The sequence below is a fragment of the Pseudomonas sp. BT76 TE3572 genome (assembly GCF_050435365.1).
In the GTDB taxonomy this organism is placed as follows: Bacteria; Pseudomonadota; Gammaproteobacteria; order Pseudomonadales; family Pseudomonadaceae; genus Aquipseudomonas; species Aquipseudomonas fluorescens_W.
Genome location: NZ_JBNDKE010000001.1, coordinates 3734063 through 3748410, shown reverse-complemented (window position 1 = coordinate 3748410; position 14348 = coordinate 3734063). Strand labels below are relative to the sequence as shown.

13 protein-coding genes are annotated in these 14348 nt (G+C 60.9%); 3 read left to right on the top strand and 10 right to left on the bottom strand.

Annotation, left to right across the window (positions count from 1 at the left end):
• Positions 1–34 precede the first annotated feature (34 nt).
• Entirely contained in the window at positions 35–2017 is a 1983-nt protein-coding gene (locus ABH912_RS17095) for a pilus assembly protein TadG-related protein (RefSeq protein WP_429511197.1), read from the top strand.
• On the opposite strand, the gene ABH912_RS17090 is transcribed toward ABH912_RS17095, so the two are convergent.
• The gene (locus tag ABH912_RS17090) at positions 1987–4740 is read right to left on the bottom strand and encodes a PAS domain-containing sensor histidine kinase (RefSeq protein ID WP_429511196.1); all 2754 of its coding nucleotides are present in this window, start codon (positions 4738–4740) and stop codon (positions 1987–1989) included. The two genes, ABH912_RS17095 and ABH912_RS17090, sit on opposite strands and share 31 nt — an antisense overlap.
• Positions 4737–5177, bottom strand: a complete 441-nt coding sequence (locus tag ABH912_RS17085; protein WP_429511195.1) for a TadE/TadG family type IV pilus assembly protein — start codon at positions 5175–5177, stop codon at positions 4737–4739. Before ABH912_RS17085 ends, ABH912_RS17090 begins: the two co-directional genes overlap by 4 nt.
• Positions 5178–5252: 75 nt before the next feature.
• Between ABH912_RS17085 and ABH912_RS17080 the strand changes: the two genes are divergently transcribed.
• Entirely contained in the window at positions 5253–5723 is a 471-nt protein-coding gene (locus ABH912_RS17080; protein ID WP_429511194.1) for a prepilin peptidase, read from the top strand.
• A 113-nt stretch (positions 5724–5836) separates the two neighbouring features.
• Positions 5837–6619, top strand: coding sequence for a response regulator transcription factor (locus ABH912_RS17075; RefSeq protein WP_429511193.1), 783 nt, complete (start codon positions 5837–5839; stop codon positions 6617–6619).
• Positions 6620–6711: 92 nt separating this feature from the next.
• Here the strand turns inward: ABH912_RS17075 and ABH912_RS17070 are convergent, their stop codons facing one another.
• Genes ABH912_RS17070 through cpaB form a run of 8 tightly spaced genes read right to left on the bottom strand, consistent with a single transcriptional unit; the run spans position 6712 to position 14217 of the window.
• Positions 6712–6987 carry a DUF3613 domain-containing protein gene (locus ABH912_RS17070; protein WP_033059547.1) on the bottom strand — a complete coding sequence of 92 codons (276 nt, stop codon included), beginning with the start codon at positions 6985–6987 and terminating at the stop codon, positions 6712–6714.
• 13 nt (positions 6988–7000) lie between these two features.
• Positions 7001–7711, bottom strand: coding sequence for a hypothetical protein (locus tag ABH912_RS17065; RefSeq protein WP_033059546.1), 711 nt, complete (start codon positions 7709–7711; stop codon positions 7001–7003).
• Between the two features lie 10 nt (positions 7712–7721).
• Positions 7722–8612 (bottom strand): type II secretion system F family protein, encoded by an 891-nt coding sequence (locus ABH912_RS17060; protein WP_429511192.1) that lies wholly within the window; start codon positions 8610–8612, stop codon positions 7722–7724.
• Positions 8609–9493 (bottom strand): type II secretion system F family protein, encoded by an 885-nt coding sequence (locus ABH912_RS17055; RefSeq protein ID WP_033059542.1) that lies wholly within the window; start codon positions 9491–9493, stop codon positions 8609–8611. Before ABH912_RS17055 ends, ABH912_RS17060 begins: the two co-directional genes overlap by 4 nt.
• A 10-nt stretch (positions 9494–9503) precedes the next feature.
• Positions 9504–10784 (bottom strand): CpaF family protein, encoded by a 1281-nt coding sequence (locus ABH912_RS17050; RefSeq protein WP_033059541.1) that lies wholly within the window; start codon positions 10782–10784, stop codon positions 9504–9506.
• Positions 10781–11977: an AAA family ATPase gene (locus ABH912_RS17045; protein WP_033059539.1), complete on the bottom strand. Its 1197-nt coding sequence runs from the start codon at positions 11975–11977 to the stop codon at positions 10781–10783. The genes ABH912_RS17050 and ABH912_RS17045 overlap by 4 nt, the downstream gene beginning before the upstream one ends.
• Positions 11974–13245: a type II and III secretion system protein family protein gene (locus ABH912_RS17040; RefSeq protein ID WP_033059538.1), complete on the bottom strand. Its 1272-nt coding sequence runs from the start codon at positions 13243–13245 to the stop codon at positions 11974–11976. The genes ABH912_RS17045 and ABH912_RS17040 overlap by 4 nt, the downstream gene beginning before the upstream one ends.
• Before the next feature lie 21 nt (positions 13246–13266).
• Complete coding sequence (gene cpaB / locus ABH912_RS17035) at positions 13267–14217, bottom strand: Flp pilus assembly protein CpaB (protein WP_429513119.1); 951 nt, start codon at positions 14215–14217, stop codon at positions 13267–13269.
• Positions 14218–14348 lie beyond the last annotated feature (131 nt).

Below are 14348 nucleotides of genomic sequence, written 5' to 3'. Positions count from 1 at the left end.
AGCCCTCAGCTGTGCACCGGCAAAGGAGTGCGCGATGTCTCCCCGTTTGCAGTTTCGCAGCCCGTCCCGGCAACGGGGGGCGATCGGTTTGATGGCGGCGCTGACATTGGGCATGGCCCTGATGTTCTTGCTGGTCGTGGTCGACAGCGGGCGTTTGTACCTGAAAAAACGTGACCTGCAGCGCGTAGCGGACATGGCCGCACTTGAAGCCTCCACCCGAGGCGGTGATTGCGCCGCTGGCAACACCGCCACTGTCTATGCCACCGCCAGCGCAAACCGTAATGGCTTCACCCTTCCTGACCCCAATCACAATCTGCTGGTCGCTTGCGGCGCCTTGACCCTGGATGCCAATAACCTTCGGGTATTTGGCGCCGACCCGAGCAAGAGCGAAGCCATTCGGGTGATCGCCAGCCATTCGGTCCCGCAGAGCCTCGCTGGCGGTGTCGGCGCCCTGTTCGGTGGCGCTCCACGCGGGGCAACCATCAACCTGACGGCCAGCGCTGTCGCCGCATTGCCGCCACCGCAGGCTTCGCTGACCCTGCGCAGCACGACGTTGAGCGTCGACACCAGCAAATCGACGACGCTCAACGCGCTGTTCGGTGGTTTGCTCGGGGGTAGCCTGAACATCAACGCGGCGGGCTGGAACGGACTGGTGAACACCAACATCAGCCTGCTCGGCTACCTCGACCGATTGAAGGTCGACCTTAACCTCAGCGCTGCCGGGTATGACCAGGTGTTGGGCAATACGATTGCCGTCAGCCAGCTGATCCAGACCGCCGTTAATGTACTGGACCCCGGCGGCACACTCGGTGCGACCGCCACCATTGCGAGTCTTCAAGCGCTGAAGGTCGCGGCAGGCGCAACCACCGTCGTACTCGGCAACGTGCTGCACGTCGAGGCTGGCAGCACCGTGACGGCGCTGGGGACCAACCTGAAAGTGTTCGACCTGATCGAAGCCGTCGTGCAACTGGCCAACAAGAAAAACGGCCTGGTGGCGACCCTGCCGATCAACCTCGCGGGGCTCGCGCAAATCACTGCTCGGGTGCAGATACTGGAGCCGCCACAGCTCTCGGCCATCGGCAATCCGAAAAGCGCCGCGCTCGCGCCTTTGGGGCCCAACCGGATCTATGTGAAAACCGCTCAGGTGCGTACATTGCTGTCGATCGACTTGCCCATTCTGAGTGCGATTCAACCCTTGCTCGAGGCGGCGGCGGATCTTGCCGGACCGTTGACCAATACCTTGAACGCCTTGTTGCATCTCAATCTGGTCGGTGTCATTGACTCACTGACCTGCGCGCTGGGGGCGGCCTGTGAAACACCTTCGATCGTGCCGCTTTCCAGTACCGTAAGCCTCGATGTCGCACTGGACGTCGCGAGCGCCAACAGTTACGTCACTGCCTACAGTTGCGTCAGCGCCACCAACAAATCCCTGACCACCAATACCAGCACTTCACTGGTGAAGTTGAAAATCGGCAAGATCGATCCGAACACGGCTTTCGGCAACAACACCACGCCGCCCACCGTGGTGGTACAGCCGTTGAAGGTGATCGATATCGGGGTGAAGACCTGCCGCCGGTTCCTGATCTTGCCCGTCAGTTGTGACCCGCGAATTCCAGGCGTCGGCGGCGGCATCGATATCATGGCCGACACCACCGTGGCACAGAGCGCCAACATGCCGCACGTCTATTCCGCTCCGCCGGCCACCAGCCTGCCGGAGATCAACCAGCCACCGTTCTACTATTCCTGGTCCACCAGCAATATCGTCAGCAGCCTTACCGACACGGCGACTAACATCAAGGTCGACATGTACGGCCCGACGGGCAGTCTGGTCGGTGGTCTGGGGGCCATCCTCAGCAGTGTCACCACATTGCTGGTCAACGCGATCAACAGCGTGCTCAGCCCGTTACTCGACACCTTGATCAACACACTGCTGCTCAGCCTGGGGATCGATCTGAACAAGGTCGATGTCGGCGCCAACCTCAGTTGTCACTCAGGACGAGCGACACTGGCGATCTGATCGTCGGCGGCAATCGGCAGTTCGATACAAAACCGTGCGCCCTCGACCGAGTTTCTGACGCTCAGTTTTCCGCCCATGTTCTCGACGATGCCGTAACTGACCGACAACCCGAGCCCGGTGCCGACACCCACGGGTTTGGTGGTGAAGAACGGCTCGAAAATCCGCTCCAGCAACCGTGGATCGATACCGCCGCCGTTGTCCTCGACCCACAGCCGCACCGAATGCGCATCACGTTCGGCGTACACCGAGATCCACGGTTTGAACTCGCGGTCGGCCTCGCGTTTGCCGAGCAATGCATCCCGAGCGTTGACCATCAAGTTAATCAACACCTGTTCGAGCTGATCGACGTAACCGCGCACTTGCACTTCAAACCCGGTCTCGTTGACCCGCAGATCGACCCCTTTGCCGCGCATCCCTTCGGCCAGCAGCGACAGCGTGCCTTCGATGGCTTGTGCCGGATTAAACGGATGTTGCTCGATCTCTGAGCGGCGGCCAAACACCCGCATGTGATCCACCACCCGCGCGGCCCGCTGGACCTGTGCATCGATGCGGTTGAGCTTGTCGGTCAGGTAGTCGATCTGCGCATCGCCGTTGCTCAGACGCTTGAGCACGTTGACGATGGCCATGCGCATCACATTCAACGGCTGATTGATTTCATGGGCCAGCCCTGTGGCCATTTCACCGAGGGTGGCCATTTTTGCGCTTTGGGTGAGCTGCTGCTGGGCGCGGCGCACTTCGGTGTTGTCGCGACCCACGGCCTGAATCTCCAACAAATGGCCGTCCTCATCGAACACCCCGCGATCCGACCACACCCACCAGGCATGTTCCCGTCCCGGCAGTTGCAGGTTGATTTCCGCGGTGCTGACCGGGAATTCCGGGCTGAGTCGGCCGAGCCGCTGGAGAAACGCTTCGCGCTGTTCCGGTGACATCCAGCTGCCCAGATTCACCCCAGGCAGTTGTTCGGGCGGGCACTCCAGGTAAGTCGCCAGTGGGCGGTTGCCGAAGGTCAGGGTCAGGTCCGGGCGGTAGCGGCAGATCATCGCCGGAGAGTCTTCCACCAGGATCCGGTAGCGTTCTTCACTCTGCTTCACCTGTTCGGCGGCCAGGGTTGCTTCGGTGACGTCCAGCCACAGGCCGACGGCTTCCACCGGCAAGCCAAGGTCGTCGCGCAGTAACTTGGCTTCATCGAGTAGCCAGTGGTATTCGCCGCGACTGTCGCGCAGCCGATAGCGGGCGCGCACCGAACCTTCACGCAGCAAATGTCGGGTACGTTCGAAGTACCGATCGCGGTCATCCGGGTGCACCCTTTCAATCAGGTTTCCCGTCGTGCAATCAGCCAGTGTCCAGCCGAGCAGCGGCAGTAGGCTGTCACTGAAAAACGTCGGTTGCAGCGCACCTTCGACATAGCGCTGCACGTAGATCACCGCCGGCGAACTGGCGATCAGATTGTCCAGTCGGGCATGGGCCGCCGCGGCATTTTGCTCCTGGTTTTTGATGTCACTGATGTCGAGCATGAAACCCAGCATCCGCCGGTTTTTACCGAGGCCCAGAACCTGGCCCTGCAGGCGATACCAGTTCGGCGTTTGTGCCAGACGCACGCACAGCAGCAGCGGGGTACCGTCGTCTTGCAAGGCTTGCAGACGACTGCTCAGCTCTTCCCGGTCGGCGGGGTGCACCTGATCCAGCCAGTCGTGCAGCGGCAAACGATCGATCGCAAGGTTCAGGTTGCTGGCCAGCGACGGCGCCAATTGCACCTCGCGACTGTCGCTGAACACCTCCCACCATCCGGTGCCGAGCAAGGCTTGCAGCGACTCCAGCCGTTCCAGTTGCAGATGGTGCCGCTGCTCGCGCAAGCGCTCAAGCAACGGGCCTGCCAATGCGGCGGTCAGTTGTAGCCAGTCGCGATCATTCAGGTCGGGTGCATGTTGTTGCACCGGATAAAGGCCACACAGCAACCAGGCGACCACACCCTGAGCATCGTGATAGGGCACCGCGAACCCTTCGGCATTACCGAAGATGCCTTGCAAACGGGGATGTTCAGCGGGCGTCAGGCATTGCGGTGCAGAGCCGTTCAGGCTGTCGAGCCCCGTGCCCAGGCGCTGAGCGTTTTGCCACAGGTGGGGCGCATCGAAGGCCGTGTATTGCTGGTGTATCTGCCAGCCTTCTTCCTGTTCATCGAGTAACGCCACCGCAATGCATGGCATGTGGAAACGCTGGGCCAGGCCTTGCAGCTGTTCCACCAACACCTCGGGCAGACGCGTCAGGTTGCACCGGCGCAACTGTTCGCCGATCTGCGCTGCGAGTAATTGGCATTGTTCGCGGCTGCGTGATTGTCGGCGATCGAGCAACAAGTCGCCGATGTCCAGCAACTGCAACAGCCAGGCATCGGCCAATGGCTGGACCCAGCCACGCAGGTGCAGGGGTTGTCCGTTGAGGCTGTAAAAGTCCAGGTCCAGAGACTGTCCCTGCCAGTCGACGGGCGAACCTTCAACGGCGAGGCCGCTGTGGGGCATGAGGAAATCGAGCAGGTGGGGTGCTTTCGCAGCGGGCGTCTGCTGGGCCAGCACATGCCGCAGCGGGCCGGTCAGGTGAATCACTCGACCTTCGGCATCCAGATGCATCTGCAAACCGACACTTTGCACGCTCAGGGTGTCTGGCATGTCCACTGGCTGAGGCGGATGCCGGTTAAGCAGGCGCCCGAAAAGTTTGTCTGCGGAACTCAAAATTGCAGGCTCGAACTGGCGGTGAGGTTTGCCGGCAGATTGGGCACTTGGCCAATTCCCGGCAAGTTCAGAAACGGGATGACCTGCTGCAGTTTGCTGGTGGGGTAGCTGATGCTGACCTTCAACACGCCGCCCACGTAGGTGGCGCTGGCGTCGGTGGCGACATTGAAATTCAGTGCGGCAGGAATCCAGGCCAGCTGCCGGCTCAGTTCTGTCGTGGCCACGGTTTTTACCGCGGTGTCGTATCCGGGGGTGCTCGGATCCAGCGCCACGCTTCGGCGCACCGCTTCGGCGGTCGACTGGGTGAACGATTGCATCAGCAACAGCGGCAAGCTGTAAGTGACGATTCCATAAAACACGGCGAAAAAGATCAGAAACACCAAAGCGAATTCAATCGCTACAGCGCCTTTTTGCTTACGGGGGAGGCCTATTTTCATGACTGCGTCTACCCTGACATTCACGACGTGATATCAGCATAGAATCATTCAGCCAAAATGGACGTTTTTTACCGGATGCAGAGCTTTGTACTACTGATCTGGCTGACGCTATGCGCAGCACAGGATGCTCGAGAACGGCACATCGCCAATGGCCTGACCCTTGGCGCCGCGGTGTTGGCGCTGGCGTATCTCCTGTGGACGGGCACTACCTGGCTGGGGGCCGAGGCGGTGCAGGGCGGCTGGGCTTTTTTGCTGGCGCTGGCTTTCACCTTGCCCGGTTATGCGCTGAGACGCTTGGGCGCAGGCGATGTGAAATTGATGACCGGCCTGGGGCTGGCGACTGACGGCATGCACCTGCTCGGCGTGTTCATCGGTGCCGGATTGGCCAGTGTGCTGTGGCTGCTGCTGGCGCCAAGAGTCTGGCTTCATATGGGCCAAGGGCTTAGAGATCATCTTCGATACCTGGGGCCTGGAATGTCAAAGAAACAACCCTTTGCACCCTTCGTATTGGTGGGCCTGATGCTCACACTCGCCTGGTTTCACTAGTCCCCCGTTCTATGTACAGAGTCGGAAAGTACGTCTACTTTCAATTCAGCAGTTGTCCAGTCTGTTGCTGTTTGTAGAGGAACGGTCAACGTTGACCCGGCAGGGAGTCGCACGTGAACAAGCTTTCTTGGGCTGTAAAAATCCTAGTGGTCGACGACCAGCCGCTTATTGCCGCGCAGCTTTGTGAGTTTCTTGAAGGCCGCGGTTACCGTTGCATTCCTTGCGAGACTGGCAAACAGGCCGTCGAGCGTTTCAATGAAGACGAAGCGATCGGCCTGGTGCTTTGCGATTTGCACATGCCCGGTCTGGACGGGATTCAACTGGTTCAAGAGCTGCAACGGCTATCCGGCAAGCACCGTGTGTTTGAAGCAATCATGCTCACTGGGCGTGCGGACAAGCAGGATGTGATCAAGGCTCTGCGGGCCGGGTTTGCCGATTACTACCAGAAGCCGATTAATCTGGGTGAGTTGCTCGAAGGGATTGCGCGTCAGGTAGTGGTTTTGCAGGAACGGCAGAAGAATGTGCAGCTGGGGCATCTGGATCAGAAGCTGCAGTACCTTGCCGAGTCGATCGATGATCTGTATCAGGATCTGGATAAGGTTCGGCGTGGGCCGCGGTTATCGGTTTCCTCTGATGAGGATGTCAGTGCTGTGGATCGGGTTGAGATCCCGGCGATTTTCAGTCAGCTGTCGCCAAGGCAGTGGGAGGTGGCGCGGTTGGTGGGGAAGGGGCAGACGAATTATCAGATTGCCTGTGAGTTGGGGATTACTGAGAACACGGTGAAGCTCTATGTGTCGCAGGTTTTGCGGCTGACGCATATGCATAATCGGACGCAGTTGGCGCTGGCGTTGTTACCCGGTCATTCTGGATTGCGTCAGGGGGTAACTACGCATTAGGTATTTGTTGGTGTACCTGTCCATTCCTGCGGTAACGGCCGCTTACCAAGGCTACGCGCTCCTTCGCTGGCGGCATTACCCCCCGATCTAGACTACCCCCCCGTTCCACCATCCACCTGCCCGCTTTCATACTGATCAAAGTACTCCGGGATCTCATGCTGATAGCTTTTCAACCAACGCTGCATGCTCAGTTCGCGCTCGGTCGCGGTTGAGGTTTGCGGTTTCTGGGACGCCGCTTTGTTGCTGCGTTGCAGTTGCAGCCAGCCTTCGGTTTCCTGTTGTTGGGCCGAAGCGGGGCCGGGGTCGATGGCGTGAGCGGTGAGGGGCAGGGCCAGCAGGCCGATGCAGCAGAGGATGGTGGGTTTCATCAAAAGCCTCTCCTTATTGAAGCGTCGGTATGGCGACGGCGACCTGGTTTACGGCGGTCGGGCCGGACTTGCCCGGTGTCTTGAGTCTTTGCGCGCGGGCCTGGGCTTCGGTGACTTGGGCGGGGCTCAGGCCGAGACGGCTGACGAGTTCGGCCGCGCGGCTCCAGTCGTCCTGGTAGATCAGCAGCGTGACCAGATTCAACGCGGCCAGTTGATCGCTTTGCTTGAGTTCCATGGCCGTCAGAAATTCAAAACGCGCATCCTCGACGCGTAGTTGGTTGAGGTACACCACACCGAGGTCGTTGCGAATTTTCTCGTCGGTCGGCGCCAGTCGCGCGGCCCGTTGCAAGTGGGCTTGTGCCAGGCCGTTGTCACCCTTGGCGGCGGCGAGTTGGCCCAGGCCGTGTTCGGCTTGGGCAGCCAGGCAACTGCCGAGCAGGCTGCGGTACAACGGCTCGGCTTCGCTGCGGCCCAGCAGTCGATAGACCTTGGCCTTGCGCAGGCGCACGTCGGCCAGGTTGTCGGGCAGGCTTTGCAGGTTGGCGAGGCTGGCGTGCAGTTTGCCGTCATTGGCCATGTCATCGGCGAGGTTCAGCGACAGCTGTTCTTCGGAGGTCAGCTTGCCGCAACTGGCCGTATTGGTCAGGGCGCTCCAGGGCGTCGCACCGTTGCTTGCGCAGCCGCCTAACAGCAGCAGACTCAAACCGGCAATGATTGCTTTCATAACGATCCCTCTAAGAACCAAAGGCATGGGACAGGGCGGTGAAGCCCGGGCCGGCCAGTACGATCAATAACGCCGGGAAGAGAAACAGCATCATCACGACGGACATTTTGGCGGACAGCTTGGAGATGTATTCCTGCAAGCGCGTCAGGCGCCGGTCATCCAGCAATTGCTTGAGGGTCAGCAAAGATTTCATCGCCCCGCCCCCCTGATGGATCAACTGCTCAAGGATGACGCAGGTGTCGGTGAACTCGTCGACGGCCAGCAATCGGGTGGCTTTGTTCAGCTCTTCACCCAGTTCCAGGCCGGAATCGACCCGGGCCAATACCAGACGCAACTCATGGGTCAGGGCCGGTAATAATTGTTTGCCTTCATTGCTCAACACTCGCAGCGACTGCTCCACCGCCATGCCCGATTCGAACAGGATGCGCAGCAACGGAATGAAGGTGGAAATCTCGGTTGCCAGTTGTTTCTGCCGACGCTGCGCGGCAGCGGCCAGCAACCGTTTGGGCAACAGATAGCCGATGCCGGTGGCGAACACCGGGGCCATCCAGTGGTTGTCGGTATGAGGGAAGAACACGCCCTGGATCAGCAAGGTCAGGGCCAGTGCCAGCACCGGAGCGCCTACCTGGAACGCCGCGAACAGTGAACGTCGCCGGGCGCTGCGCCAGCCGAGACGGTTAAGCAATGCCTGGGTTTCGTTATCCAGGTTGACCGAGCGCTGGCCGATCCGGCTGCTGCCCAGCACCTGCAGCCACTGATCCACCCGGTGGTCGTTCGCCAGTTTGCCGTCGAGTCGTTGCGCCACCTGGCGAACCCGCCGACGGTGTTCCAGCAAACCGCTGAGCAGCAACAAGGTTGCGCCCAGAAACAGCAATGCGCAGATCAGCAAAGGCACTTTCATACGCTGCGCAACATGTGCCAGAGCGCCAGGCTGCCGACCACCTGCAAGCCGAACGCGGACGCGAGCATGATTTGCCCTGAAGGGTCGTGCCACATGGCGAGCAAGTAATGGGGGTTGGTCGCGAGGAAATAGCCGGCCAGGCCAATCGGCAAACAGCCCAGGACCCACGCGGTTACCCGGGTTTCACCGGTCATGGCCCTGAGCTGGCGCGCAGCTTGCTCGCGTTCACGGATCATCTTGATCAGGTTTTCCAGCAATTCGCTGGCATTGCCGCCATAGCGGTGATTGACCTTCAAACCGAGCGCGAACAGGCGAAGTTCGTCTTTCTCATACAACTCGGCGAGGTCAGCCGCGGCATCCGGCAGGCTGACCCCCAGCTGCACGTTGCGCTGAATCCGCCCCATGGCATTTTTCAGTGGGTCTTCAGCGACGTCGATGGCGCCCAGCACTGCATCGGCCAGGGTGCGCCCGGACTTCAGACTGCGCACGGTGTGATCGAGCATGGGTGGCAGTTGTTCGATCATGCGCTGGAGTCGGCGCTGATAACGCCAATTGACATACAGCCGCAGAATCAACGGCGGCAGCAGTAACAGAACCAGCAAACCCGCCCAGCCACCGCTAGCAAACCCGAGCAAGATGCCAAAGGCCCACAGCAGCAGCCATACCCCCAGACGCTCAGAGGGACGCCCAAGGCCGGCCCGCAGAAAGGCTCGATCCAGACCCACCCAGGAGGTTTTTGCCTGCACCGGCTGCGGTTGCCCCTGGTTCAGGCGTCCCAGTACCCGTTCGGTGCCGGTCTGGCGCAAACCGCGATAAAACAGGCGGATCGACAGTCCGAGCAAGACCAGGCAAGCGAGGATGAGCAGCACCGGTTTGAGCATGCCGTGGCCTTCAGTAAGCGGAGGGAGTGAGCGCCAACTCACGGCGCAGTTTGTCGCCGGCGGGGTTGACCGCCTCGCGCATGAATCCGAAACCGCTGCGCCGGTCGAGCCGGAACAACGTGTTGGTGACATACACGTCATCACGCAAGCCGATCACCTCCACCACTTCGCTGACGCAGCGGCGACCGTCGGGCATGCGCGTCAGCTGGATCACTACGTCCAGTGCGGCGCAGATCATTTGCCGCAATGTCCGTTCGGCGATGGTGCGACCCGTCAGGCCCACCAATGTCTCCAGGCGCAACAGCGCATCCTGGGCGTTGTTGGCGTGCACGGTGCTCATGGAACCGTCGTGGCCGGTGTTCATTGCAGTGAGTACGTCCACCACTTCGACGCCTCGAATCTCGCCGAGGATGATTCGGTCCGGGCGCATCCGCAGGGCGTTGCGAATCAGGTCGCTGGACTTCACTTCGCCGTGGCCTTCGGCATTCGGCGGTCGGGTTTCCAGACGCACCACGTGAGGGTGGCCCAGTTGCAGTTCGGCGACGTCTTCGATGGTGACGATTCGTTCGTGAGGGTTGATCAACTGGCTGAGAATGTTCAGCAGCGTGGTTTTGCCGGTGCCGGTGCCGCCGCTGATCAGGATGTTGCAGCGCTTGCCCACGGCCTCCTGAATAAAGTCGAAGATCGCCTGATCGATGGTTTGCATCGCCATCAGGTCCGAGCTTTTGAGCATGTCCTTGCGAAATTTACGTATCGACAGGCAGGGACCATCGAGGGCAATCGGTGGAATGATCGCGTTGACCCGGCTTCCGTCGGGCAGTCGTGCGTCGACCATGGGCGACGACTCATCGAGCCGTCGACCGAGGGGCGCGAGGATCCGTTGCATGACCCGTTCGACGTGATGTGCATCGATGAAGCGCAGGTCGCTTTGATGCAGTACGCCGTCGCGTTCAATGAACACCCGGTGCGGGCCGTTGACCAGAATCTCCGTCACCGCCGGGTCTCGCAGCAGCACTTCCAAAGGGCCGAAACCGGTGAGTTCGTCGACGATTTCTTCGGCCAGGCGCTCCATTTCATAGCGGGAAATCGCCAGGTGCAGCCGGGCGATGTACTCGGCAACCTTGTCGATGACAAACTGCGAGAGCACCTGCCGCGAACCCTCCAGCAGGTTTTTGCCGGACTCTTCGATGGCGTCGATGATGTAGCGGTGCAGCACCAGTTTCAGACCTTCGTGGTCGGTGTTGCCGCTGGTGGTGCGTACAGGGGCACCGAAGAGTTTTTCACCGTTCATTGCGCACCCCTCAACCGGTTGAACCAGCCAGACTTGGGTTTGGCCAGACCCTCGGAGCGCTTGGCCAACTGATCGCCGAGGGCGCGCAGGCTTTGAGTCAGGCCTTCGCGGGGGGCCAGTTCAAACAGCGTCACACCTTGGTTCTTGGCGTTAAGTCGAACTTCCGGGCTGTAGACGAGGGTCGCGATGATCTCCATGCCGAAGCTTTTGCTCAGGGTGTCGGCGTCCGGTGCGACGTTGCGCAGGTAGCGATCCACCAGCAGCCTGGCGTGATCGAGCTTCATGCCTTTTTCACGCCACAGGCTGAGTACCGCCAGGTTGCGACGGCAGTCGAGTACGTTCTGATCGGTGTACCACAGCAACTTGTCGCAATGGGTGACGAAGGTGCGTAGCGCTTCGCTGTCCGGCTGGCCAGTCAGGTTCACCACGATGTGCTGGAAGTGTTGGCGCAGGGCGCTGAGCAGCATGTACAACTCGGCGGTGCTGGTGTGTTCCAGCGGCTCATCGTGGTTGGCGTAGGCGAGGATCCGCAACCCGGCGGCGCAGTTGGTGAACGCGCTGTCGATCAGCGTTGAGTCGAGGCGCCGCAAGTGCCGGAGTGCATCGCCGAAGTGGAACGAACTCTCCAGCCCGAGCAAGGCCAGGCTGTCACCGCGCGGCAGGCCCAGGTCCAGCAACAGCGTTTGCTGTCCGCTCTTGTGCACCACTTGCGCCAAGTGCGTGGCGAGCAGCGCGCCGTCGGCGTTGATCTGCACACCGTAGAGCACCGTCAGGCCACCCATTTGGGTGTTCGGGGCCACGGGCGGCAGGCGTTTGCTCAGCCGTCGCACCAACCCCGCGACTTCACTGGAGCGCGAACCATAGGCCACGAAATCCCGCGCACCGGCGCGCATGGCATTGAGCACGAGTTGGTTGTCCATGCCATCGCCCAGCGCGACGATCGCCAGCATCGGTTTGGCTTCCAGGGCGCCTTCGATCAGTGCGCTTTGGGCCACCACGTGTTCGCGGTCCAGGCCGATGAACACCAGGCTGGCGAAGGTCACGTCCACCAGCGCCAGCAACTCGTCGAGGCTGCCACTGCCGGCGCTGACCACTTGGCCCAACGGGGCGAGGGAGCCTTGCAGCCACTCAAGGTCGGTTCTGTTGCGCGTGATCGCGAGGAAAGTCTGGCTCAGGTTCTGGCTCTGGCTCATTGCGATAATCCGCTGCGTTTATCGAAGTCGCCGTTTTCGAGGAAGTACAAGCGATACCAGTTCGGGTCATAGTTGCGCAGCTTTTCACCCGGCAACGACGGCAGTTGTGCGTTGGCAGCCAACGGTTGGACCAGGTGCGGCGTGACGATCATCAGCAGTTCACGCTCTTCGCGGTTGACCGATGAGGTGCGAAAAAACGCACCGAGAATCGGGATATCGCCCAGGCCTGGAAACTTGCTGACTTGCGAAATGTTGTGAGTGCTGATCAAACCGCTGATGACGAAACTCTCGCCATCGGCCAGCGAGATGCTGGTGTCGGTGCGGCGAATGGTGAACGCCGGGACGGTGGTGCCGCCGATGGTCACGCCATTGTTGAAGTCGAGTTCGCTGACCTCCGGCGCCACTTTGAGGGTGATGCGGTCGTGGCTGACCACGGTCGGTGTGAGCGTCAGGCGGATGCCGAATTCCTTGTATTCGATGGAGTAGCTGTTGCTGTTGGCGCTGGGCACCGGGATCGGAATCTCACCACCGGCCAGGAAGCTCGCGCTCTGCCCGCTGAGGGCCACCAGGCTCGGCCGTGCCAGGGTGTAGGCGAAGCCGCTGCCTTCCAGGGCGTTGACGATGCCGAGGAATTTGCTGCTGCCACCACCCCAGACAATGTTGAAGCTGTCGTTGAGCAACGGGATGCTGGGCACCGCGATCCGGGGATTAATGTTGGGCAGCGGCACCACGCCCGGCGTCACGGCCGTGTTGGGCACGGTACCGGGTGCGCCGAACAGGAAGTTGTTCGAGCCCTTGCCGAAAATCGACGTGCCGGCCTCTTTCAGTTTGGTCCGGCTGACTTCGACAAAACGAATGTCGGTCTGTACTTGCGACGGTAGCAGTGGGTCATCAGAGGGTAACCGTGTTGCGCTGGTCATCGCCGCGGTGGCCTTGCCCTGAACGAACACCATGCTTTGGCGCGGAGCGCTGGCGCAGGCGGTCCAGACCATCAGGCTGGTCGCGCCGGGGGCCATCCCGGTTAGCAGAAACGCTTGATTGCCGTTGACTCGCACGTCGGCGATTTTCGGGTCACCCACCGCCACCCGAGTGATTGCTACCGGCGATTGCACCTCCTGTTGCAGCCCTTCACTGACTTCCAGCACTGCAGGCAACGAACCCAGCGCGGCGCAATTGCCGGCGGCGGCGAACGTTACGCCAAGCGGCACGCCGCTCAGTAAAGAGATCCAGAGCAGGCCTTGAAAAAGGGGCATGGAACGACTGCGCATTTAGATGCGTCCTTGCTCGATTCAGGGGGTTTGTTGGGTAATTTCGTTGCCGCGGATGACTTCCACGCTCGACTTGCGCGGTGCTGTGCCGCCGTGGGTGACGACAGGTTTGGGTGGGGGCGTCATGGCCAGTTGGCTGAACTGGATCAACTCGCGGTTGGCATTGGCAAGATTGGCCGATGAATCGCGTTCGCCGGCCCAGTAACGAGCCAGACGTTTTTCATCGGCGCTGCGTACGGCCAGGCGCAACACGCCGGCCTGGGCCGCTAACATCAGGCGGCTCAATAGTTGTTCGGGGACGGCAAGCAAGACGCTGCGGGCGCTGGCGCGCAATTGTTCCTGCCGGAGTTTTTCTTCGAGGCTGCGGGCCGGGCTTGCGGGTTGACCGTCGTTGGTCAACCCCATCTGTTCGCCCACCCCGAGCACCCGCAAGGCCGGCACCACCAGTTGCGCCGACGGCTGAAGGTTGTTGTTGTCCATGCGCAGAAACAGCAGCACATCGACATAGTCCCCCGGTGTCAGTTGCCCACCGGCATTGATCACTTCATCCACCGCGACGGCAAGGGCGCGTTCATCGGGACGAATCATCCGCGCCAGTCTGCCGCCGGCTTCAAAGCTTTCATCATTGAGCCAGGTGCCGGCGCTGAGGGCGCGCCAGGGCGTGCGGCCAATCGCTTGATCGAGGCGGCTCAGGCTGCCGGTCGGGACGGTACGGAGTTTTTCCAGGGTCACGTCGGCGGCGCTGATCGGCACGAACGGTGGCACGTCATGCAGCAGCACCACCACCGGTTGGCGAGTGGGGTCGTCTACGGGGGCCGGCGTCTGGGCGATGGGTGCAGGCGTGACGATTGCGGATTGCACGACAGGCTCGGGAGCGGGTTGGCGGCTCAGCGTGAGGCCCCAGTAACCGGCAATAATGGCGCCCACCAGAAACAAACCAGCCAGGCCCAGAGTGATACGACTGTTCGTGATGGCTCTCCCTTTCCTGCTGCTTGAGACCTCATCGCATCCAACGAGTCAACTTCGCAATCAGGCAGCAATAAAATGGAACTATTTCGCTATTTGACGGTAGCTCAGCTAGAGCAAAAAGCCATTACGGGCCT

Excerpts from the sequence above, each read along its gene's own strand:
- ABH912_RS17095 (WP_429511197.1), top strand. The coding sequence starts at position 35 with ATGTCTCCCCGTTTGCAGTTTCGCAGCCCGTCCCGGCAACGGGGGGCG.
- ABH912_RS17085 (WP_429511195.1), bottom strand. The coding sequence starts at position 5,177 with ATGAAAATAGGCCTCCCCCGTAAGCAAAAAGGCGCTGTAGCGATTGAA.
- ABH912_RS17080 (WP_429511194.1), top strand. The coding sequence starts at position 5,253 with ATGCAGAGCTTTGTACTACTGATCTGGCTGACGCTATGCGCAGCACAG.
- ABH912_RS17070 (WP_033059547.1), bottom strand. The coding sequence starts at position 6,987 with ATGAAACCCACCATCCTCTGCTGCATCGGCCTGCTGGCCCTGCCCCTC.
- ABH912_RS17065 (WP_033059546.1), bottom strand. The coding sequence starts at position 7,711 with ATGAAAGCAATCATTGCCGGTTTGAGTCTGCTGCTGTTAGGCGGCTGC.
- ABH912_RS17060 (WP_429511192.1), bottom strand. The coding sequence starts at position 8,612 with ATGAAAGTGCCTTTGCTGATCTGCGCATTGCTGTTTCTGGGCGCAACC.
- ABH912_RS17055 (WP_033059542.1), bottom strand. The coding sequence starts at position 9,493 with ATGCTCAAACCGGTGCTGCTCATCCTCGCTTGCCTGGTCTTGCTCGGA.
- ABH912_RS17050 (WP_033059541.1), bottom strand. The coding sequence starts at position 10,784 with ATGAACGGTGAAAAACTCTTCGGTGCCCCTGTACGCACCACCAGCGGC.
- ABH912_RS17045 (WP_033059539.1), bottom strand. The coding sequence starts at position 11,977 with ATGAGCCAGAGCCAGAACCTGAGCCAGACTTTCCTCGCGATCACGCGC.
- ABH912_RS17040 (WP_033059538.1), bottom strand. The coding sequence starts at position 13,245 with ATGCGCAGTCGTTCCATGCCCCTTTTTCAAGGCCTGCTCTGGATCTCT.